Annotated in this window: 20 protein-coding genes; 17 read left to right on the forward strand and 3 right to left on the reverse strand. The window is 65.6% G+C overall.

What is annotated here, in order from left to right; genetic code table 11:
* Positions 1 to 60 precede the first annotated feature (60 nt).
* The 14 genes from bchC (at position 61) to CR492_RS17015 (ending at position 13,040) form a co-directional block, all read left to right on the forward strand.
* A complete protein-coding gene (gene bchC, locus CR492_RS16950) occupies positions 61 to 1,008 on the forward strand; it encodes a chlorophyll synthesis pathway protein BchC (RefSeq protein ID WP_102844917.1) in 948 nt (315 codons plus the stop codon).
* 59 nt (positions 1,009 to 1,067) lie between these two features.
* Positions 1,068 to 2,039, forward strand: a complete 972-nt coding sequence (locus CR492_RS16955) for a chlorophyllide a reductase iron protein subunit X (protein ID WP_102844933.1) — start codon at positions 1,068 to 1,070, stop codon at positions 2,037 to 2,039.
* A gap of 45 nt (positions 2,040 to 2,084) precedes the next feature.
* The gene (gene bchY, locus CR492_RS16960; protein ID WP_102844918.1) at positions 2,085 to 3,626 is read left to right on the forward strand and encodes a chlorophyllide a reductase subunit Y; all 1,542 of its coding nucleotides are present in this window, start codon (positions 2,085 to 2,087) and stop codon (positions 3,624 to 3,626) included.
* The gene (gene bchZ / locus CR492_RS16965) at positions 3,626 to 5,083 is read left to right on the forward strand and encodes a chlorophyllide a reductase subunit Z (protein ID WP_102844919.1); all 1,458 of its coding nucleotides are present in this window, start codon (positions 3,626 to 3,628) and stop codon (positions 5,081 to 5,083) included. Before bchY ends, bchZ begins: the two co-directional genes overlap by 1 nt.
* A 72-nt stretch (positions 5,084 to 5,155) precedes the next feature.
* Positions 5,156 to 5,389 (forward strand): hypothetical protein, encoded by a 234-nt coding sequence (locus CR492_RS16970; protein WP_102844920.1) that lies wholly within the window; start codon positions 5,156 to 5,158, stop codon positions 5,387 to 5,389.
* A gap of 99 nt (positions 5,390 to 5,488) precedes the next feature.
* Positions 5,489 to 5,719: a light-harvesting antenna LH1, beta subunit gene (gene pufB, locus CR492_RS16975; protein ID WP_102844921.1), complete on the forward strand. Its 231-nt coding sequence runs from the start codon at positions 5,489 to 5,491 to the stop codon at positions 5,717 to 5,719.
* Between the two features lie 15 nt (positions 5,720 to 5,734).
* Positions 5,735 to 5,941, forward strand: a complete 207-nt coding sequence (pufA, locus tag CR492_RS16980) for a light-harvesting antenna LH1, alpha subunit (protein WP_102844934.1) — start codon at positions 5,735 to 5,737, stop codon at positions 5,939 to 5,941.
* A gap of 113 nt (positions 5,942 to 6,054) precedes the next feature.
* Positions 6,055 to 6,879, forward strand: coding sequence for a photosynthetic reaction center subunit L (gene pufL, locus CR492_RS16985; RefSeq protein WP_102844922.1), 825 nt, complete (start codon positions 6,055 to 6,057; stop codon positions 6,877 to 6,879).
* A 15-nt stretch (positions 6,880 to 6,894) separates the two neighbouring features.
* Positions 6,895 to 7,860, forward strand: coding sequence for a photosynthetic reaction center subunit M (gene pufM, locus CR492_RS16990; protein ID WP_102844923.1), 966 nt, complete (start codon positions 6,895 to 6,897; stop codon positions 7,858 to 7,860).
* An 8-nt stretch (positions 7,861 to 7,868) separates the two neighbouring features.
* The gene (pufC, locus tag CR492_RS16995; protein WP_102844924.1) at positions 7,869 to 8,885 is read left to right on the forward strand and encodes a photosynthetic reaction center cytochrome PufC; all 1,017 of its coding nucleotides are present in this window, start codon (positions 7,869 to 7,871) and stop codon (positions 8,883 to 8,885) included.
* Positions 8,886 to 8,984: 99 nt separating this feature from the next.
* Positions 8,985 to 9,914 (forward strand): chlorophyll synthase ChlG, encoded by a 930-nt coding sequence (gene chlG, locus CR492_RS17000; RefSeq protein WP_102844925.1) that lies wholly within the window; start codon positions 8,985 to 8,987, stop codon positions 9,912 to 9,914.
* Positions 9,914 to 11,281 carry a BCD family MFS transporter gene (locus tag CR492_RS17005; protein ID WP_102844926.1) on the forward strand — a complete coding sequence of 456 codons (1,368 nt, stop codon included), beginning with the start codon at positions 9,914 to 9,916 and terminating at the stop codon, positions 11,279 to 11,281. The genes chlG and CR492_RS17005 overlap by 1 nt, the downstream gene beginning before the upstream one ends.
* A gap of 2 nt (positions 11,282 to 11,283) precedes the next feature.
* A complete protein-coding gene (locus tag CR492_RS17010; protein ID WP_432431218.1) occupies positions 11,284 to 12,486 on the forward strand; it encodes a geranylgeranyl diphosphate reductase in 1,203 nt (400 codons plus the stop codon).
* A 32-nt stretch (positions 12,487 to 12,518) separates the two neighbouring features.
* Positions 12,519 to 13,040 (forward strand): TspO/MBR family protein, encoded by a 522-nt coding sequence (locus tag CR492_RS17015; protein WP_180982586.1) that lies wholly within the window; start codon positions 12,519 to 12,521, stop codon positions 13,038 to 13,040.
* A 17-nt stretch (positions 13,041 to 13,057) separates the two neighbouring features.
* On the opposite strand, the gene bchO is transcribed toward CR492_RS17015, so the two are convergent.
* A complete protein-coding gene (gene bchO, locus CR492_RS17020; RefSeq protein WP_102844927.1) occupies positions 13,058 to 14,212 on the reverse strand; it encodes an alpha/beta fold hydrolase BchO in 1,155 nt (384 codons plus the stop codon).
* Positions 14,213 to 14,295: 83 nt separating this feature from the next.
* Between bchO and CR492_RS17025 the strand changes: the two genes are divergently transcribed.
* A complete protein-coding gene (locus CR492_RS17025; RefSeq protein WP_102844928.1) occupies positions 14,296 to 15,813 on the forward strand; it encodes an alpha/beta hydrolase in 1,518 nt (505 codons plus the stop codon).
* On the opposite strand, the gene CR492_RS17030 is transcribed toward CR492_RS17025, so the two are convergent.
* Both CR492_RS17030 and bchI read right to left on the reverse strand, forming a co-directional pair.
* Positions 15,803 to 17,569: a magnesium chelatase subunit D gene (locus CR492_RS17030; protein ID WP_102844929.1), complete on the reverse strand. Its 1,767-nt coding sequence runs from the start codon at positions 17,567 to 17,569 to the stop codon at positions 15,803 to 15,805. The genes CR492_RS17025 and CR492_RS17030 overlap by 11 nt on opposite strands.
* Positions 17,566 to 18,591 carry a magnesium chelatase ATPase subunit I gene (gene bchI / locus CR492_RS17035; protein WP_102844937.1) on the reverse strand — a complete coding sequence of 342 codons (1,026 nt, stop codon included), beginning with the start codon at positions 18,589 to 18,591 and terminating at the stop codon, positions 17,566 to 17,568. Before bchI ends, CR492_RS17030 begins: the two co-directional genes overlap by 4 nt.
* A 128-nt stretch (positions 18,592 to 18,719) precedes the next feature.
* Here bchI and CR492_RS17040 point away from each other — a divergent pair, with 128 nt between their 5' ends.
* Together CR492_RS17040 and CR492_RS21455 are read left to right on the forward strand one after the other, a co-directional pair.
* Positions 18,720 to 19,787, forward strand: coding sequence for a phytoene/squalene synthase family protein (locus CR492_RS17040; RefSeq protein ID WP_180982587.1), 1,068 nt, complete (start codon positions 18,720 to 18,722; stop codon positions 19,785 to 19,787).
* Between the two features lie 272 nt (positions 19,788 to 20,059).
* A partial coding sequence (locus CR492_RS21455) for a DUF3489 domain-containing protein (RefSeq protein ID WP_146030309.1) occupies positions 20,060 to 20,506 on the forward strand: 447 nt, incomplete at its 3' end.

The raw sequence follows: 20,506 nt of genomic DNA on the forward strand, positions 1-20,506 counted from the left end.
GTTTGTCATTTTAAACTTACATTTGTTCCGGGCCAGAGCCCGGCGCAAGTGGGGCTCCGCATGGATACGCTCGCGGTTATTCTCGAAGAGCCGGAACATCTCGTTCTCGGGCGGCTCGATATCGTCGAGCCCGGCGAGGAGGATGTCGTCGTCGACATTGAATGGAGCGGGATCAGCACCGGCACAGAACGGCTGCTCTACACCGGCCGCATGCCTGAGTTTCCCGGCATGGGCTACCCTCTCGTGCCCGGATATGAATCCGTCGGGCGCGTCGTCGCGGCGGGCCCTCGCTCGGGCGCCACGGCCGGAGCCCGCGTCTTCGTGCCGGGGGCGCGCTGCTTTGGGTCCGTGCGCGGCCTGTTCGGCGGCGCGGCCGCGCGGGTGGTTCTCCCGGGCAAGCGCGCGACGCCGATTGGAGAGGCGCTCGGCGAGCGCGGCGTGCTGCTCGCTCTGGCGGCGACCGCCTATCACGCCACGGCGTCCGGCGACGGCGCCGAACAGCCGGACCTCATCATTGGACATGGCGCGCTGGGACGTATCATGGCTCGTCTTGCGCTCGCCGCGGGCGCCATGCCGCCGCCGATCGTGTACGAAACCAACCCTGCCCGGCGCGACGGAGCGAGCGGCTACAGCGTGCTCGATCCAGCCGATGACGATCGTCGTGACTATCAATGCATCTGCGACGTCAGCGGAGATCCCGCTATTCTCGACAGCCTGATCGCGAGGCTCGCCCCCGGCGGCGAGATCATTCTCGCCGGCTTCTATGAGGCTCCTCTTTCCTTCGCCTTTCCGCCCGCCTTCATGCGCGAGGCGCGCATCCGGGTCGCCGCGCAATGGCTGCCGGCCGATCTTTGCGCGGTCCGCTCTCTGGCTGAATCCGGCGCGCTCGATCTTGGCGGCCTCATCACCCATCGCCGCGCGCCCGACAATGCGGGCGAAGCCTACCGGACGGCTTTCGGCGATCCCTCCTGCCTCAAGATGGTCCTGGATTGGAGACAACATTCATGAACGCTCACCCGGCCGAGGCTTCTCCCGCAGGGCGCGTCGAGGCGCGTCCCATCGAGGATATGGCGCTTAAGCTTCGCGCTGAGGCGGCTATCGAAGCCGAGCCGGCGCCGGCGTCCGAACCGACGAAGAAAACACAGATCATCGCCATCTACGGCAAGGGCGGCATCGGCAAGAGCTTCACCCTCGCCAATCTCTCCTACATGATGGCGCAGCAGGGCAAGAAAGTGCTGCTCATCGGCTGCGACCCCAAAAGCGACACCACCTCTCTCCTGTTCGGCGGCAAGGCCTGCCCGACAATCCTTGAAACCTCGAGCCGCAAGAAACTTGCGGGCGCGCAGGTCGAGATCGGCGACGTCTGCTTCAAGCGCGACGGCGTGTTCGCGATGGAGCTCGGCGGCCCGGAAGTCGGACGCGGCTGCGGCGGCCGCGGCATCATTCACGGCTTCGAGCTGCTCGAAAAGCTCGGCTTCCATGAATGGGATTTCGACTATGTGCTGCTCGATTTCCTCGGCGACGTGGTCTGCGGCGGCTTCGGCCTGCCGATTGCGCGCGACATGTGCCAGAAAGTGATCGTCGTCGGATCGAACGATCTGCAGTCGTTATATGTCGCCAATAATGTCTGCTCGGCCGTCGATTACTTCCGCCGGCTCGGCGGCAATGTCGGCGTCGCCGGCCTTGTCGTCAACAAGGACGATCACACCGGCGAAGCGCAGGCCTTCGCGAAAGCCGCCGGCATTCCGGTCCTGGCGTCGATCCCGGCCGACGACGACATCCGGCGCAAGAGCGCCAGCTACGAGATCATCGGCCGGCCGGGCGGACAATGGGCGTCCGTGTTCGAGGAGCTCGCCCGCAATATCGCCGAGGCTCCCCCCATGAGGCCCTCGCCGCTGACGCAGGACGGGCTGCTCGGATTGTTCTCCGGCGACGCCGTCGGCAGGGGCGTCGTGCTCCAGTCGGCGAGCTCGACCGACATGATGGGCGCGGCTCGCCTCGAGAAGAAATCACTCGAGATCATCTACGACGCCGTTTGACGACAAACCCCCAAGCCGCCTCAAAATTCCGCGCAGCGAGCCGCAATGAACAAGACGCTTCTTCCCTCCGACAAGCCCGCGCTCGAAGCCGGGGCGCCGATCGCGCATGGCGACGGCCTCGGCTGCCACGCGGGCGCTGGGGAGATGCGCCGCGCCGCCGCGGCGGCGGGCAAGAGCGAGACGCTCGAACGCTACGCGGCCGACTATCCGGCGGGGCCGCACGACCAGCCGCAAAGCATGTGTCCGGCGTTTGGCTCGCTGCGCGTCGGGTTGCGCATGCGCCGGACCGCAACCGTGCTCAGCGGATCGGCTTGTTGCGTCTACGGACTGACTTTCACCTCGCATTTTTACGGCGCGCGGCGCACAGTCGGCTACGTGCCCTTCAATTCGGAATCGCTTGTCACGGGAAAGCTGTTCGAAGACATTCGCGACGCTGTGTTTGGCCTCGCCGATCCGCAACTCTACGACGCCATCGTGATCATTAATCTGTGCGTTCCGACCGCGTCCGGCGTGCCCTTGCAGATTCTTCCCAAGGAGATCAACGGCGTTCGCATCATCGGCATCGACGTGCCGGGATTCGGCGTTCCGACCCACGCCGAAGCGAAGGACGTTCTCGCCGCCGCCATGCTGCGCTACGCCCGCGCCGAGGCGGAACAGGGCGCCGTACAGGCGCCGCGCGCCGGCCGCAGCGAGCGCCCGACCATAACGCTTCTTGGCGAGCTGTTCCCCGCCGATCCCGTACAGATCGGCATGATGCTGGAGCCGCTCGGCCTTGCCGCCGGTCCTGCCGTTCCGACGCGCGAATGGCGCGAGCTCTACGCCGCCTATGACTGCGCTGCGGTCGCCGCCTTTCATCCCTTTTATCGCGCTTCGATCCGCGAATTCGAGGCCGCCAGCCGCAAGATCGTAGGCTCTGCCCCAGTGGGCAGCGAAGGAACGGAAAGCTGGCTGAACGCCATCGGCGAGGCCTGCGGCGTCCCGCGCGCAAAGATCGACGCCGCCAACAACCGGCTGCTACCGGTCATCCGGGCCGCGCTCGCCGCAAGGCCGGTCAAGGGGCGTATTACGCTTTCGGGCTATGAGGGTTCCGAGCTTCTCGTCGGACGGCTGCTCGTGGAGAGCGGCGCCGATGTCCGCTATGTCGGGACGGCGTGTCCGCTGACGCCCTGGTCGGAGCAGGACCGGCAATGGCTTGAGGCCAAGGGCGTCAAAGTTCAGTTCCGCGCCTCGCTCGAGCACGACCTCGCCGCGCTCGCCGAATATGAACCGGACCTTGCGATCGGCACGACGCCGGTGGTGCAGAAGGCCAAGCAGGGCGGCACGCCCGCGCTCTATTTCACCAATCTCATTTCGGCGCGGCCGCTGATGGGGCCGGCAGGGGCGGGCTCGCTCGCCGAGGTCGTCAACGCTTCGCTCGCGGCCAAGCCGCGCTTCGACGCCATGCGCGAATTTTTCGAGGATGTCGGCGAAGGTTTTGCCGCGGGCGTATGGGAGAAGAAGCCGACGGACCGGCCCGAATTTCGCGCGCTCTACAAGCGCCGCATCGAGGCGAGCGCCAAGGCGCGTCAGGGCGAGGATATCAAATAATGCTCGTTCTGGATCATGATCGCGCCGGCGGCTATTGGGGCGCCGTCTATGTGTTCAGCGCCATCAAGGGGCTGCAAGTCATCATCGACGGTCCCGTCGGCTGCGAAAACCTGCCGGTCACGTCGGTTCTGCATTACACCGACGCCCTTCCGCCGCATGAATTGCCGATCGTCGTCACGGGCCTCAGTGAGGAGGAGCTCGGCCAGACAGGAACGGAGGGCGCCATGAAGCGCGCCCATCGCACGCTTGATCCGGGTCTGCCCAGCGTCGTCGTCACCGGCTCTATCGCCGAGATGATCGGCGGCGGCGTCACGCCGGAAGGAACCAACATCCAGCGCTTTTTGCCGCGCACGATCGATGAAGATCAGTGGCAATGCGCCGACCGCGCCATGAACTGGCTATGGACGGAGTATGGTCCGAAGAAAGTTCCCCAGCGCAAGCCGCGCAAACCGGATCAGAAGCCCCGCGTAAATATCATTGGCCCGTGCTACGGCGTGTTCAACAGCCCGAGCGATATTGCCGAGATCCGCCGGCTGGTTGAGGGCATAGGCGCCGAAATCAACATGGTCTTCCCGCTCGGCAGCCATCTCGCCGATGTGGCGAGGCTAGCCGACGCCGACGCCAATATATGCCTCTACCGCGAATTCGGGCGGCTGCTCTGCGAGGGGCTTGAGCGGCCTTATCTGCAGGCTCCAATCGGGCTGCATTCCACGACCAGCTTTCTGCGCACGCTCGGCGGACTGCTTGAGCTCGACCCTGAGCCTTTCATTGACCGCGAGAAGCACACGACGATCAAGCCGCTGTGGGATTTGTGGCGCTCGGTCACGCAGGATTTCTTCGCGACCGCGAGCTTCGCAATCGTCGCCAATGAAACCTATACGCGGGGCGTTCGTCATTTTCTTGAAGAGGAAATGGGGCTGCCCTGCTCCTTCTCGATGTGCCGCAAGGCCGGCGTAAAGCCCGATAACGCGGCGGTGCGCGAGGCAATCGGCAAGAAGGCGCCGCTGATCGTGTTCGGCAGCTTCAATGAACGCATGTATCTCGCCGAGGCCGGCGCGCGCGCGATCTACATCCCGGCGTCGTTCCCCGGCGCGATCATCCGCCGCCATACCGGCACGCCTTTCATGGGCTATGGCGGGGCGACCTACATCGTCCAAGAGGTGTGCAACGCGCTGTTCGACGCGCTGTTCAATATCATCCCGCTCGCCGCCGACATGGACCGGGTCGAGGCGACGCCGGCCCGCCTCGGACTCGCGGCGTCGACGCCCTGGGACGAAGCGGCGCATCGCCTTCTCGAACAATATGTCGAAGCCGAGCCGGTTCTCGTGCGCATCTCGGCGGCAAAACGCCTGCGCGACCGCGCCGAACAGGAGGCCCGCTCGGCCGGAGAAGCAAGCGTAACGGCCGAGCGCGTCAGCCGCGCGCGCGATCAGATCGCGCAAGGGAGGGCGGCATGAGGGCGTCAGGCGACAGCCTTACGCCGCTCAACGAGGCGTTCGGGCTGCATCCATTGGCAGGAGGATGACGACATGACTCTCGGGGCGCCTTCACATCACGGGCCGGCTTTCGCCCAAAGGCAGCGCAGCGGCTTCAATCGCCTGTTCACGCCGATTTTGGTCGTCTGTTTGATCGGCGCCGCCTTCGACATCATCCTTCCCCGGCATTGGCGGCTTCTGCCGCAGCCGGATGGTGCCCGCAAACCGTTCCTCGATCATGTCGTCGACAAGGCGGAGGCGTTGACGGCGTTCGCCTTCCTGGAGTGAGGGAGAGATCTTTTCGACGCCGCGCCGCGGCGCGCATGAATCCCCGCCGCGCGGGAAAGGCGCGGCAATGGCGAAAGCCGCTGCAATGGAGAGGATAATATGATCGACGACATCGACGGGCGGAGCTCGCTATCCGGGCTCAGCGATTCAGAGGCGAAGGAGTTTCACAAACTCTTCGTAACAAGCTTCTTGATTTTTACCGGAATCGCGATCGTCGCGCACATTCTTGTGTGGATGTGGCGCCCCTGGATCCCCGGCCCGAACGGCTATTCGTCGCTCATCGACAGCGCAAGGGACGTTGCGATGAGCGTCATCCCGCATATCGTCTAGGAGGGGGTCATGGAACTGTACAAAATCTGGCTCGTATTCGATCCGCGCAGGGCGCTGATCGGACTGTTCGTCTTCCTGTTCGGACTGGCGATTCTGATTCACTTCATTTTGCTCAGCACCGACCGCTTCAACTGGCTCGAAGGTCCGCGCGCCTCGCGGGTGAAGGCGAGCGAGTTGATCGCGCCGCCCGCGCCGGCTCTCGATTTCGTCAGATTCGGCTGACGGGACCGCACGCTAAACGCCAATGGGCAGGCCGTTCAGACCTGCCCGTCACTCCCTCTGCCGACGCGCGACTTGTCGCGCCGCGCCCGCCCTTCGTTGAGGAGGCTCCGCCGATGGCGATGTTGAATTTCGAAAAGAAATATCGGGTTCGTGGCGGCACGCTGATCGGCGGCGATCTGTTCGACTTCTGGGTCGGGCCATTCTTCGTCGGCTTTTTCGGCGTAACGACGATCTTCTTTGCGACGATCGGAACCGCGCTCATCATCTATGGCGCGTCGCTCGGACCGACATGGAACATCTGGCAGATCAGCATCGCGCCGCCAGACCTTTCCTACGGGCTCGCGCTGGCGCCGCTCAAGGAAGGCGGCCTCTGGCAAATCATAACGATGTGCGCGCTCGGCGCCTTCATCTCATGGGGACTGCGGGAGGTCGAGATATGCCGCAAGCTCGGCATCGGTCTTCACGTGCCCTTCGCATTCTCGGTGGCGATTTTCGCCTACGCCACGCTCGTGGTGTTCCGGCCGCTCGCCCTCGGCGCGTGGGGTCATGGCTTCCCATACGGAATCATCAGCCATCTCGATTGGGTGTCGAACGTTGGGTATCAATATCTGCACTTCCACTACAATCCGGCGCATATGATCGCCGTCAGCTTTTTCTTCACGACAACTTTCGCGCTCGCGCTGCATGGCGGAGTGATCCTGTCCGCCATCAACCCGGGCCGCGGTGAGGCGGTGAAGACGCCGGAGATCGAGAACGCCTTTTTTCGCGACGTGATGGGCTATTCGATCGGCACCATAGGCATTCATCGGCTCGGCCTCTTCCTGTCCTTGTCTGCAGGATTCTGGAGCGCCGTCTGCATCATCATCAGCGGCCCCCTTTGGACGCACGGCTGGCCCGAGTGGTGGGGCTGGTGGCTCAATCTTCCGATCTGGCGCTAGCCGAGGAACGCCGCCATGGCAGAATATCAGAATATCTTCACACAGGTTCAGGTCCGCACGGCGCATGAGTTTGAAGCGGCCCTTCCGGTCGGCGCGCTGCCGCGCGAAGGCAAGCCATTCCTGTCCTACTGGCTCGGCAAGATCGGCGACGCGCAGGTCGGCCCGATCTATCTTGGCTGGAGCGGCGTTGTCTCGTTGATCTTCGGCTTCATCGCCTTCGAAATTATCGGGCTCAACATGTGGGCTTCCGTCAACTGGAGCCCAATCCAGTTCGCGCGGCAGTTGCCCTGGCTCGCGCTGGAGCCGCCGTCGCCCAAATACGGCATCCACATTCCGCCGATGAGCGAAGGCGGATGGTGGCTTCTCGCCGGATTCTTCCTCACGCTTTCGATTCTCATCTGGTGGGCGCGCATTTATATCCGGGCGCGCGAAATGAGGATGGGAACGCATGTCGCCTGGGCCTTCGCGGCGGCGATCTGGCTGTACCTCGTCCTCGGCTTTATCCGTCCACTGATGATGGGCAGCTGGTCAGAAGCCGTCCCATTCGGCATCTTCCCGCACTTAGACTGGACCGCAGCCTTCTCGATCCGCTACGGCAATTTGTTCTATAATCCGTTCCACATGCTTTCGATCGTGTTCCTCTATGGTTCGACGCTGCTGTTCGCCATGCACGCGGCAACGATCCTCGCGGTCAGCCGCTTCGGCGGCGAGCGTGAAATCGAGCAGGCGGTCGATCGTGGAACCGCCGCCGAACGGGCGGCGCTGTTCTGGCGCTGGACCATGGGCTTCAACGCCACAATGGAGTCCATTCACCGCTGGGCGTGGTGGTTTGCGGTGCTATGCCCACTGACCGGCGGCATCGGCATTCTGCTCACCGGCACGGTCGTAGACAATTGGTATCTTTGGGCAATCAAGCACGGCGTCGCTCCTGCCTACCCGCATATCTTCCCGATCGTGCCAGATCCGGCTCTGACGCAATAGGCGCGACAATGAAAACGACAGCTCTTCTTTCGACTGCGGCATTGACGATCTGCCTCTCGCTCGGCCTTGGCGGCTGCAAGGAAGATCGGCTGACAGTAAAGCAAACCGGCTATCGCGGCCTCGGCATGGTGCAGATCAACGAGACGGCGGCCCTCGACGCGATCACAGCGCGAAACCAGCCGCCGGATCCGATTGATCCGGTAGAAAAAAGCGGGACGCCCTCGTCCCAGGTCTATCAGAACGTCAAGGTTCTAGGCGACCTCGACTCCAATGAGCTGATGCGCCTGATGACGGCGATCACGCAATGGGTCGCACCGGAACAGGGGTGCAATTACTGCCACAATCCGGAAAATCTCGCCTCCGACGATCTCTATACCAAGGTCGTGGCGCGGCGTATGATTCAGATGACTCAGCATATCAACGCCGACTGGACCAAGCATGTCGATGGCGTCGGCGTCACCTGTTATACCTGCCATCGCGGACATCCCGTCCCCGCCAATCTGTGGTTCAGCAATTCCGTCGCCGAAGCGCATGGCTTCTTCGGCTACAGTCCTGACGCAAAGAATCATCCGGGAAGCCTCATCGGCCTCGCCTCGCTGCAGAATGATCCGTTCACGAAGCTTCTCGACTACTCTCAAGAGATCCGCGTGATCGGCAATACCGCGCTGCCGCAGGAGCCGGAGCGCCCCTCGATCAAGCAGACCGAATTAACCTACGGGCTGATGATGCATATCTCGAAGGCGCTCGGGGTCAATTGCACCTTCTGCCACAACAGCCGCTCTTTCTTCGCCTGGGATCAGAGCACGCCGCAGCGCGCCACCGCCTGGTACGGCATCAGGATGGTGCGCGATCTCAACCACAATTTCCTGGAGCCGCTGAAGGCGAGTTTCCCGCCGGAGCGGCTCGGCGCTGGCGGAGACGTTCCGAAAATCAATTGCGCTACCTGCCATCAGGGCGAGAGCAAACCGCTCAACGGGGCGAGCATGATCAAGGACTTTCCGGAACTGGCAGTCGTCGGCAAGTAATCCTACTCTTCGAACCTTTATTTTGACGCATGATGTTGGTCGCAAAAACTCTGCAACATTTAGGCGCCACGCTCCAGCACAAACTAACCGGCTGACCCTATGACCATCGAACTGCCACATGGCAACGAATCCGTCGCCGCAACAGCTCTGCCTCACCCCAGGGCGGTGCTTGAACTGCTGAAGCCCGTCACCTGGTTCCCGCCGATGTGGGCGTTTGGTTGCGGGGTCGCCTCGCAGCCCGGCCCGGTCGGCGCCAGAATTGGCGTCATCCTCACCGGGATCGTGCTGGCGGGGCCGCTTGTTTGCGCAACCAGCCAGGCGGTCAATGACTGGTTCGACAGGCATGTCGACGCCATCAACGAGCCCGGCCGTCCGATTCCATCAGGACGCATTCCCGGGCGGTGGGGTCTTGTCATCGCCTGCGGCTGGACCCTTCTTTCTCTGTTCGTCGCCGCGATTATCGGGGTTTGGGTTTTCGTCGCCGCCGCGCTTGGGCTTGCGCTCGCCTGGGCCTATAGCGCGCCGCCGCTGCGGCTGAAGCAGAATGGCTGGTTCGGCAATAGCGCCTGCGCGCTCTGCTATGAGGGCCTCGCCTGGGTGACGGGCGCCGCGGTCATGGCCGACGGCGCCTTGCCGGACTGGCGGATTTTCATCATCGCCTTTCTCTACAGCGCGGGCGCGCACGGAATCATGACTCTCAATGATTTCAAATCGGTCGAGGGCGATCGTCGCATGGGGATCGGCTCGCTGCCGGCGCTGCTCGGGGTGGAGCGGGCCGCGCGCGTCGCCTGTATCTTCATGGCCGTCCCGCAGATCGCCGTCGTCGCGCTGTTAGCGCTTTGGGGACGCCCGGTTCATGCCATCGTCGTCCTGCTGGCGCTGATCGCTCAATGCGTGCTGATGCCGCGGCTGCTTGAAAATCCCCGCGCGAAGGCGCCCTGGTACAATGGAACCGGGGTCACGCTTTATGTCCTCGGCATGCTCGTCAGCGCCTTCGCCCTGCGCTCCGTTCTGGCTGGAGGCGCATGATGGACGCGGGGCTCGGCTGGCTCAAGATCATGCGGCTTGGCCTCGTGCAGGCCTCGCTTGGCGCCCTCGTCGTCCTGACAACCTCGACGATGAACCGCGTCATGGTGGTCGAGCTCGCCCTGCCCGCGATGCTGCCCGGCGCCTTGGTCGCCTTGCATTATGCATTGCAGGCGCTGCGTCCGCGCTGGGGGTATGGCTCGGATCTTGGCGGCAGGCGCACGCCGTGGATTGTCGGAGGCGTCGGCCTGCTTGCGCTTGGCTGCGTCGGCGCGGCGCTCGCCATCTGGCTGATGGCGATCAATCTTATCCTCGGCGTAGCGTTCGCCTCCTTCTGCTTTGCGCTTATCGGCGTCGGCGTCGGCGCCGCCGGCACGTCGCTGCTGGCCCTGCTTGCGGCGGAGACCGCGCCGGAGCGCCGCGCCGCGGCGGCAACCATCGTCTGGATCATGATGATCCTCGGCTTCGTCGTCACGACAGTCAGCGTCGGGCATTGGCTCGATCCCTATACGCCGGAGCGGCTTCTCGCCGCCACGTCCTGCGTCGCCGCCGCGGCGATCATCGTCAGCGCGCTCGCCATGTGGCGCATCGAGCCCGCGCGGAGACCATCCGCAGGCCCGCCGCTTCAGGGCAACGCGCCCGCCATGCCGTTCCGCCACGCCCTCGGCGAGGTCTGGTCGGAACCCGAAGCGCGCCGCTTCACCATCTTCATTTTCGTCTCGATGCTCGCCTATAGCGCGGAAGAATTGATCCTCGATCCATTCTCGGGGGCCGTCTTCGGCTATTCGCCGGGCGCGTCGACGAAGCTCTCTGGCGTGCTGCATGGCGGCGTGCTCGCCGGCATGATCCTTGTGGCGCTGGCGGGAAGCGGATTTGCCGGAAAGCGGCTGCAATCGCTGCGCGGATGGTCGATTGGCGGCTGCATCGGATCGGCGCTCGCGCTGATCTCGCTCGTCTTCGCCGCTCTGTCCGGCGGAGACTGGCCTCTGCGGACCTCAGCCTTCGCGCTTGGCATGGCGAACGGCGCGTTCTCGATCGCCGCGATCGGCTCGATGATGAGTCTCGCCGGACTCGGACGTCCCGGCCGCGAGGGCGTCCGCATGGGGCTTTGGGGCGCCGCGCAAGGCATCGCGTTCGGGCTCGGCGGACTGTGCAGCGCGGGCGCGAGCGATTTTTTCCGCGCCGTGTTCGCCTCGCAGGGAACAGCCTATGCGCTGGTTTTCGCGGCGGAGGCCGTCTTGTTCCTGTTCGCCGCCGCGATCGCCGCGAGCATGCAAACGAGTACGCAGGGACACAAATCTGCGGCGTCCGGCTTCAATTCCTTTCGGACTCTTTCTGGCGCGGCGCCGAGCGCCGTCAATCAACGGTGAGCATGATGAAAGAGCTTGAAACCTTTGACGTCGTCGTGGTCGGAGGCGGCCCTTCAGGCGCTACCGCCGCGCATGATCTCGCCCGCGCCGGGCGCAAGGTTCTGCTGCTCGACCGGGCCGGCCGCATCAAGCCCTGCGGCGGCGCGATCCCGCCGCGCCTCATGCGCGATTTTGACATTCCGGCTCACCTTCTCGTCGCCCGCATCAATTGCGCGCGTATGGTGTCGCCTTCCGGCAAGCGCGTCGATATGCCGATCGAAGGCGGCTATGTCGGCATGGTCGATCGCGAAGTGTTTGACGAATGGCTGCGCACGCGCGCCGAAGCCGCAGGCGCCCTGCGGCGCACGGGCGCGTTCGAGCGCTTTTCGCGCGGCGAGGACGACGTCGCCATCGTTCAATTTCGCACGCGCGACGGGAAGGGCGCCGAGACCTTCGAGCGCGTGCGGGCGCAAAGCGTGATCGGCGCGGACGGCGCGCTCTCGCTCGTCGCGCGGCAGGCGGTTCCGCACGCCGGCCAGCCGAAATATGTGTTCGCCTATCACGAGATCATCCGCTCTCCGGAGAAGCGGAGCGAGGATTACGATGCGGCGCGTTGCGACGTCATCTATCGCGGCGCGATCTCCCCGGATTTCTATTCCTGGATTTTTCCGCATGGCGCCACCGCCAGCGTCGGAACCGGAACGGCGCGCAAGGGCCTTTCGCTCAAGGACGCCGTGAAAACGCTGCGGCAGGCGACGGGGCTTGAAGGCGCTGAGACGCTACGCCGGGAAGGCGCGCCGATTCCGCTGCGTCCGCTGCGCCGGTGGGACAATGGCCGTGACGTGGTTCTTGCCGGAGACGCCGCAGGCGTCGTCGCGCCGGCCTCGGGCGAGGGCATCTACTACGCCATGGTCGGCGGACGCTACGCCGCCGAGGCGGTCGAAGCGCTTCTGGCGACGGGCGACGCGCGGGCGCTGAAGCACGCCCGCAGCCGCTTCATGAAAGAGCACGGACGAGTGTTCTGGATTTTGGGGATCATGCAATATTTCTGGTACGGCAGCGATAAGAGGCGCGAAAGCTTCGTCAAGATCTGCGAGGATCGCGACGTGCAAAGGCTGACATTCGACGCCTATATGAACAAGCAGCTGAAGCGCGCCGACCCGATGGCGCATGTGCGCATCTTCTTCAAGGATCTCGCCCATTTGTTCGGCCTGGCGCGCGCATGAGCTGGACAGCGGGGCGAGACGCGGACCAACAGATGAGCGAGCCTCTTGGCCAATCGTCGGCGGGTTTCCCGCGCTGGAAGCCGCTCCTCGTCGCAGGCCTCGCCGGCGCGCTGGTTCTTTTTATCGGCGGCACGATCACTGACATCGGGCCCTGGTATCACAGCCTGCGCAAACCGTCCTGGCAACCGCCCGACTGGCTGTTCGGACCGGCCTGGACGGCGATTTTCATTCTCGTCACGCTCGCCGCCGCAAAGGCGTGGCAGGGCGCGGGCAGCCGCGAAAACCGCCACTGGGTTCTCGGCCTCTTCGCCCTCAACGGCTTCCTCAACATCATGTGGAGCGTGTTCTTTTTCCGGCTTCAACGTCCGGACTGGGCGCTTCTCGAAGTGGCGCTTCTGTGGCTTTCGATCCTGATGCTGATCGTGTTTTTCTGGCGGCGGACGCGGGCCGCGAGCCTGTTGCTCACGCCCTATCTGGCCTGGGTCAGTTTCGCAGCGGCGCTTAACCTTGCGGTCGTCATGCTGAACGGCGCCGGCGCCGCGCATGTCTCATAGGACGCCATATGGCCGATTTATTTTCGAGCGGGCGCGTCGCCGATCTGATCCTGATCCTGATGGCGGGCGAGGCGGTGTTTTTTCTTCTGTACCGGCGGGCCGGCGGCGGGGGCTTCCTGTTGAACCTCCTGTCCGGCTTTTGCCTGATCCTCGCCCTGCGCGCCGCCCTGTCCGGCCTGTGGTGGGGCTGGATGGGGCTTTTTCTGGCCGCGGGCGGCCTTGCCCACGCCGCCGACGTGGCGCGCTGGTGGCGCAGGCGGGAAAACTGAAGGAGCTGGCGACGCTGACCCGGCCTCATCCTGTTCGATCGCCGCCACGATGAGGTCGAACGCTTCTTCCGGACGCTCCTCATGCAGAAGATGACCGCCGCGGCGCAGGATGATCTTGCGCGATCCCGGAACGAGGCCGGCGGCGGCGTGGGCGTCCCTGACCGGTATCGCGCGATCATCCTCAGTCGCGACAAGCACGAGGTGGGAGTCGAGCCGCGGCAGGTCGCGCCGCAGGCTTTTGAGATCCCAATGCGCCATCATGCCGAGCGTCGCGCCGACATGGCCGGGATTACGGAACAGACGCGCGTAGAACTCGACGCCGCGCCTGTCGAGATGGGCGCCGACGTTTCTGAGCGTGCGCTCCACCGAGCTCCGCTCCGACGCCAGCCACGCGAAAAGCCTTGGCGCGGGAATGAGCGTGTTTTTGAACATCATTTTGGCCAGCGGCGAAAACACCCGGCCCGCGAAGCCGTCGAACGGCAGCAGCGCGCCATTGAGGCTGAACAGGAGGCGCGGCTCGATCGCGCGCTCAACGCGCATCCGGCACAGGATCGCCGCCCCCGCCGAATGGCCCGCGGCATAGGCTGGGTTCATGTCGAGCGCGGCGACAAGAGACGAGACCGCTTTGGCCATGCCGTCCGTCGACATGTCGCGCGCGCGCGGCGCCTGCGTGAAGCCATGGCCGGGAAGGTCCGGCGCGACGATCGTAAAACGGCGCGCCAGCAAGGGGGCCAGATCGCGCCACGAATGCGTCGAGGAGCCCGCGCCATGCAACAGCAGCAGAACAGGGCCATCGCCCATTATTTGCACGTGCCAGCGCAACTCTCCGGCCGTGACGAAGCGGCTCGTCGCGCGGTTCGGCCAGTCGGCGCCGTCCTTGTCCCAGTCCAGTCGGTCCGACACCGCGCTTCAGCCTCCCGCATCGCCGCGAGGCCAGCCTGCATCATCCGCGACCATTCGCCAAATTCCCGCGCCCGACCCGCCGCATGAAGAAGCCGGACGGGATCATCGCCGCCCTTGCGTTCGCGGCCATTGTGGTCGCCCTGACGCATCTGTTCGGTTTCCGCGCCGACCTTGACGTCGAACGAACCAGCGTCGCCGGGACGCCGGTGACGATCTTTCGCAAGGCGGACGACGGCCCGGCCCCGGCCGTTGTCATCGCGCATGGATTTTCCGGCTCGCAGCAGCTGATGCAGCCCTTCGCCGAAACCCTGGCGCAGAATGGCTATGTCGCCGTCACCTTCGATTTTCTCGGACACGGCCGCAACCCCGCCGCCCTGCCCGGCGGCCTCACGGACCAGGAGGCGAGCCTGCGCGCGCTGCTCGCCGAGCTCGGCGCGGTCGCCGATTTTGCGCGCAGGCTGCCCGCCAGCGACGGCCGCCTCGCCGTGCTCGGCCACTCCATGGCGGCCGATATCGTCGTGCGCTACGCCAATGAAAATCCGGCTGTGGCGGCGACAGTCGCGGTGTCGATGTTCTCGCCGGAGGCCTCGGCGCGCTCGCGCAATCTTCTCGTCATTACCGGGGCGCTTGAGCCGGGGGTGCTGAAAGAGGAAGCCCTGCGCGTCGCGCGCGACGTGGCGCCCGGCGCCGCCAAAGAGCGCGTGACCTATGGCGATTTCGCGGACGGGTCAGCGCGGCGGATCGCCTTCGCGCACGGGGTCGAACATATCGGCGTGCTCTACAGCGCCGAGAGTATGACCGAGGCGCTCTCGTGGCTGAACGCGGCCTTCGCGCGCCATGGCTCCGGCTTCATCGAGGCGCGCGGCGCCTGGCTCGGCCTGCTGTTTCTCGGTCTCGTCCTGCTCGCCCGCCCTTTAACGCGCCTCCTGCCGCAGGTCGCGACATCGCCGGTCGGGCGCGGCTTGCGTGGCCGCGCCTTTGCCCTTGCCGCCCTCGCGCCGGCCGCGCTGACGCCGCTCATTCTCTGGAAAGCGCCGACAGCATTCCTGCCGCTTCTGCTCGGCGACTATCTTTTATTGCATTTCGGGCTTTACGGCCTCCTGACAGCCGGCGCGCTAGCGCTGGCGCCGGCGAAAAAGCCCTCTGGCGGCGTGATCGTCTCCAAGGCGCGGCTGGCGCTCGCCGCCGCGCTCGTCGCCGCTTACGCCTGCGGCGCGATCGGCCTCGCGTTCGATCGTTTCGTCACGGCGTTTTTTCCGCTTGGCGGCCGCGCCCCTCTGGCGCTCGCGCTCGCCTGCGGCACGCTGCCGTTTTTCATCGCCGACGAATATTTGACTCGCGGCCCGGCGGCGCCACGCTTCGCGTATGCGCTGACCAAAATCTGCTTTCTCATCTCCCTCGCGCTGGCGATCGCGCTCAATCCGGCAAGGCTCTTTTTTCTCATCATCATCGCGCCGGTGATTTTGATTTTCTTTGTCATCTACGGGTTGATCAGCGGCTGGACTTATCGGCAGACCAATCATCCGCTGCCCGGCGCGCTGGCGCTGGCGGCGGCCTTCGCCATGGCCATCGCCGCCGTCTTTCCCGTCGTCAGCCCGTGAGCCGCGCAAGCGGCGGGCGGCGCACCGCCCGTGCAAGCGCCGACGCGTCGGCGAACGGTAGCGGCAGATAGCGCGCGTTCATTTCCGCCGCGAGCCGCTCGGCGTCCGGCTGGGGCCGCGGCGAAATATCGATCAACGCCGCCTCGAGGCCGGCCGCGCGGGCGAGCCGTGCGGCGTCGAGCGCGTCTTCCTTTGCCCGTTTTCGTCCGGCCGCCTTGCCGCCGGCTGAAATATTCGCGGCGCCGTCGGTCATCAGGACGATGAAGGGCGAACGGCCCTTGCGCTTTTCGGCCTCCGCAAGGCGCACGGCGGCGGCGATGCCATCGGCCAGCGGCGTCGCGCCGCCGCCCGGCATGTCTGCAAGGCTACGCTTGGCGCGGAGCAGCGAGCGCGTCGGCGGCAGCAGCAACTCCGCGCTTTCGCCGCGAAACGCCAGCAGCGCCACTTCATCGCGGCGCACATAGCATTCGGCGAGAAGCAGCTCGACGGCGCCCTTGGCTTCCGCCAGCCGGTTCAGCGCCGACGAACCCGACGCGTCGACCGCGAAGATAGTCACGGTCTGTGCGCGCTGTTTGACGCGCGTGACGCGAAAATCCTGACGCTCGATCGGCAGGCGCCCCTCGCCTCCGGCGCCCGCGCCGCCGCGGAGCAGGCGCCAGGGCGCGGCGGCGCGCAGCGTCTCGATGACGTTGAGCCGCTGTCCGTCTTTCGGCGCGCCCTCGACGACGTCGGCGGGGCGGCCGCGCAGGCCCGCTCGTTTGAAGCCGCCGGATTTGCCGCCAGAGCCGCGCGCGCCGCTGGAGGCGCGCTGCAGGCGCTCCATCATGCCGGGCGGAACGGCGGCGCGAGCCGCCTCGACGACGAGGTCTTCGGCCGATGGATCGACACTCTCGCCGTCGCTATCGGGCGGCGCATCGCTGTCGCCGTCGTCCTGGTCCGGCGCCTGCGGCGGATCGCCGGCGGCGGGCGAGGTTTGCGCGCGCGGCGCAAGCACCAGAGCGGCGGCACAGGCCGCGTCCGCGGTCGAAACCTGTGTCCGGCCGCCGAGCGCCGCCGCCGCCCTGGCCGATTGCGCGGCAAGCAGCAGGGCGCGCAGCGATTCAACGCCGAGGGCCATCGCCGCGGCGTTGAGATGCGCGATCATCGCCGCATCGATATCGACGGCGCCCAAGCGCGCCCGCGCCGCCGCGATGTCCGCCGCGGTCCAGGGCAACTCGATGAAGTCGCGCAGCGCTAGCTCCGAAAGGTCGACGAGAAAGCCGAGGCGGTCGGTCAGCGCGGCAGGCGCGCGCTCATCGTCAGAGGCGCCTTCATCGAGCGCGACGACGCCGAACCGCGCGGGCGCCTTCAGCGCCAGGCCATCGCGCTCGATGCTCACTTCCGCCGTGTCGAGCGTCGCGGCGATGCGCGCAGCCGCGGCGGGTTCAAGGCGCTCGGCCATGGCGAGCAGGATGATTCCGCCGTCGCTTTCGGCAAGCAGGCCGCGCTCGGCGACGGGACGGCCGAGACGCAGAGTTTCGGTGAGATCAAGGCCGCCGAGAAGGCGGCTGTCCGGAACGCCGATCGGAACGCGGCGTAGCGGCGTTGCTTCTGGAAGCAGGCGGGTCAGCCAGGACAAAAACGCCTCCCGCGCGGGCCCGCTCCTGGCGCGAAGCACGATCCCTCGCAGTCCAGCCGGATCGATTGCGAACAGCGCCCCGGCCAGCAAGGGGTCGCGCCATGTGTCGCCGCCGCCGCAGGCGCCAGTCTCGCTCACGCCGCCGCCGGAAGTTCGCTCATCGCCCGCTCGACGCGCCGCGTCGAGCCGGATTCGTCCAGCGGATTGCGCCGTAGCCGGTGCCGCAGGGCGGCGGGCGCGATCTGGCGCAGATGTTTTTCCGCGACGCTCAACGAGCCTTCAAGCGCGGCGATGGCGCGAGCGGCGCGGATCAGCGTCAGCTCGCCGCGCAGCCCGTCGGCGCCGAGCCGCATGCACAGCCGCGCCGCCCATTCGATCGCGGCGTCGGGCGCCTCGACGGCGGCGAGCCGCTTGCGCGCGCCGATGATTTTCGCGCGCAGGCGCCGTTCTTCCTTGCGCCAGAGCGCCGCGAAACCTTCGCGGTCGCGGTCGAAGGCCTCGCGCCGGCGCACCGCCTCAACGCGCGATTTGACGTCGGATGGCGTTTTCACCTCAACCATGAGGCCGAAGCGGTCGAGCAGCTGCGGCCGCAACTCGCCCTCTTCCGGATTGCCGCTGCCGATCAGCACGAAACGAGCGGGATGGCGCAGGCTGAGGCCCTCGCGCTCGACGAGATTTTCGCCGGAGGCGGCGACGTCGATCAGGAGATCGACGAGGTGGTCCTCGAGCAGATTGACTTCGTCGATATAGAGAAAGCCGCGATGGGCGCGACAGATAAGCCCCGGCTCGAAGGATTTTTGTCCGAGCGTCAGCGCCTTTTCGAGATCGAGCGCCCCGACGAGCCGGTCCTGCGTCGCGCCGAGCGGCAGATCTACCACCGGCGTCGGCGAAAGCCGGGTCTTCAGGCCGCCGGCCGCCTTGCGGGCGCGGCAGGCTGGGCAAAGCTCGGCGCCGGATGGATCGCAGCCGTAGCGGCATCCCTCGACGGTGCGGATCGGCGGCAGCAGCGCCGCCAGCGCGCGGACCGCGGTCGATTTGCCGGCGCCACGATCGCCGAAGACGAGCACGCCGCCAATGGTCGGGTCGACCGCGGCACAGACGATGGCAAGTTTTAATTCTTCCTGCCCGACGATCGCCGTGAAGGGGAAGGCAGTCGGCATTGGCGCCTCCATTGGCCTCGATCGCCGCTGCTGCGCCGATGGGAATGCATTTGCTGTAACCAAAAATGTACGTTACCATATGTCAATATAAATGTACACCGCCGCAAACTGTTTGGGGGAGAGTTTCGATGGCATTCGGGCTTGAGGCTGTGACCGCCACGCATGAAATCGCGACCCTGCCGGGCGGCCAGACCGCGTTTCCCCCGGAGGCCGCGCGCCGCGAGCCCGCCGATGCGCCGGACGAAATTGTCCTCCTGGCGCGCGAGCAACTGAAAAAGGGGTCCACGAGCTTCTTTAAAGCCGCCCGCCTGTTTCCCAAGAGCCAGAAGGCGAGCGCATTCTTGCTCTACGCCTGGTGCCGCCATTGCGACGACGAGATCGACGGCCAAATCCTTGGAGCCGCGCCAGACATGACGCGACCACCCTGCCAACGAAGCCTTGAGGCGCGCGAGCGCACGCTCGCGACATTGCGTGAAAAAACCGTCGCCGCGCTCGCTGGACAGGCCGACGAGCCGGTCTTCGTCGGATTGCAGCGCGTCGTCGCTTCTCATCAAATTCCTCACCGCTACCCGCTCGACCTTATCGAGGGCATGGCGATGGATGTGCGCGGACGAAGCTACGCCTGCCTCGAGGATACGTTGAGCTATTCCTATTACGTCGCTGGCGTCGTCGGCGTGATGATGGCGACAATCATGGGCGTTCGCGACCGCGCGACGCTTGAGCGCGCGTCGGACCTTGGAATCGCCTTTCAGCTCACCAATATCGTCCGCGATGTCGTCGCCGACGCTGCGCTGGGCCGTTTTTATTTGCCGCAAAACTGGCTCGACGAGGTGGGCATTCTTCCTTGCGAAATCGGTGAAAGACGTCATCGCGAGAAGGTGTTCCGTATTTCGGCGCGGCTCCTCGATGTCGCCGACGACTATTACAGATCCGCGTTGATCGGCATCGGGCGCCTCCCGTTTCGTTCGGCCTGGGCGATTGCTTCCGCCCGGCGGATCTATCGCGGGATTGGACAGGCGGCGCGCGCAAGCGGGGCCGCCGCCTGGGACCGTCGCGCGCGCGCCGGAACAATCACTCAGGCTTCGGGGATTGCGCTCGGCGCGGTGGAGGCCGCGGTCCTCGTCTCCCTTCGCGGCCGCAGCGAGCGAAAGCCGCGGCTCGGCCTCTGGACGCCTTCTCATCTGTGGACAAGTTGAACCGAAATCCCCAGGCTCTCGTAAGCCTCTCGGTTTGCCACCACGATCGCCTTTCCGAATCCATGAATTCATGGTGATCGCCTTGCCGCGATCTGAACTGCGGAACGAGTGCCGACCTCACAAATGAGTGGACTCGCGCGGCGAAGAGAGCGTCACTGTCGACAACGACGCAGGCCTTGGCCTGGCTGATCCTACCCCGCTGGCGATGCAGCCATGGCGGGGTTGCGGTGGTGACGGCGCGAGCCGTCCCAACGCAAGAAGGATCCTCGAACATGTCGCTCAGCAAACCCAAGCCCAAAATCGCTTCGCCGAAAGCCCGTCGGGCCGCCGCGGCCTCCCCCATCGCTCCTGTTGACGCCAAGGTCGAGGCAGAATCCGCGGCCAAGGTCTCGCCCAGTCTAAAGCCTGCGCCGCGCGCGGGCACAAAGCAGGATGCGGTGATCGCAATGCTCAGGCGGCCTCAGGGCGCGACGATTTCCGCCATCATGACGGCAACAGGCTGGCAGCAGCATTCGGTTCGCGGCTTCCTTGCGGCCGTGGTGCGCAAGAAACTCGGCCTGACGTTGGCGTCGGACAAACGGGGGACGCGCGAGTCTACCGTCTCCCGACGGAAGACAGCGGGCCGCCCGCCAAGGAAAAGGCGCGCCGGAAGGCGGCGTGACGATGTCTTCGGTCTCTTTCGATCGCGCCGCGTTGAATGCCGAGGCCGAGCGCTTTCG

It is taken from the genome of Methylocella silvestris (assembly GCF_002891535.1).
Lineage (GTDB): Bacteria > Pseudomonadota > Alphaproteobacteria > Rhizobiales > Beijerinckiaceae > Methylocapsa > Methylocapsa silvestris_A.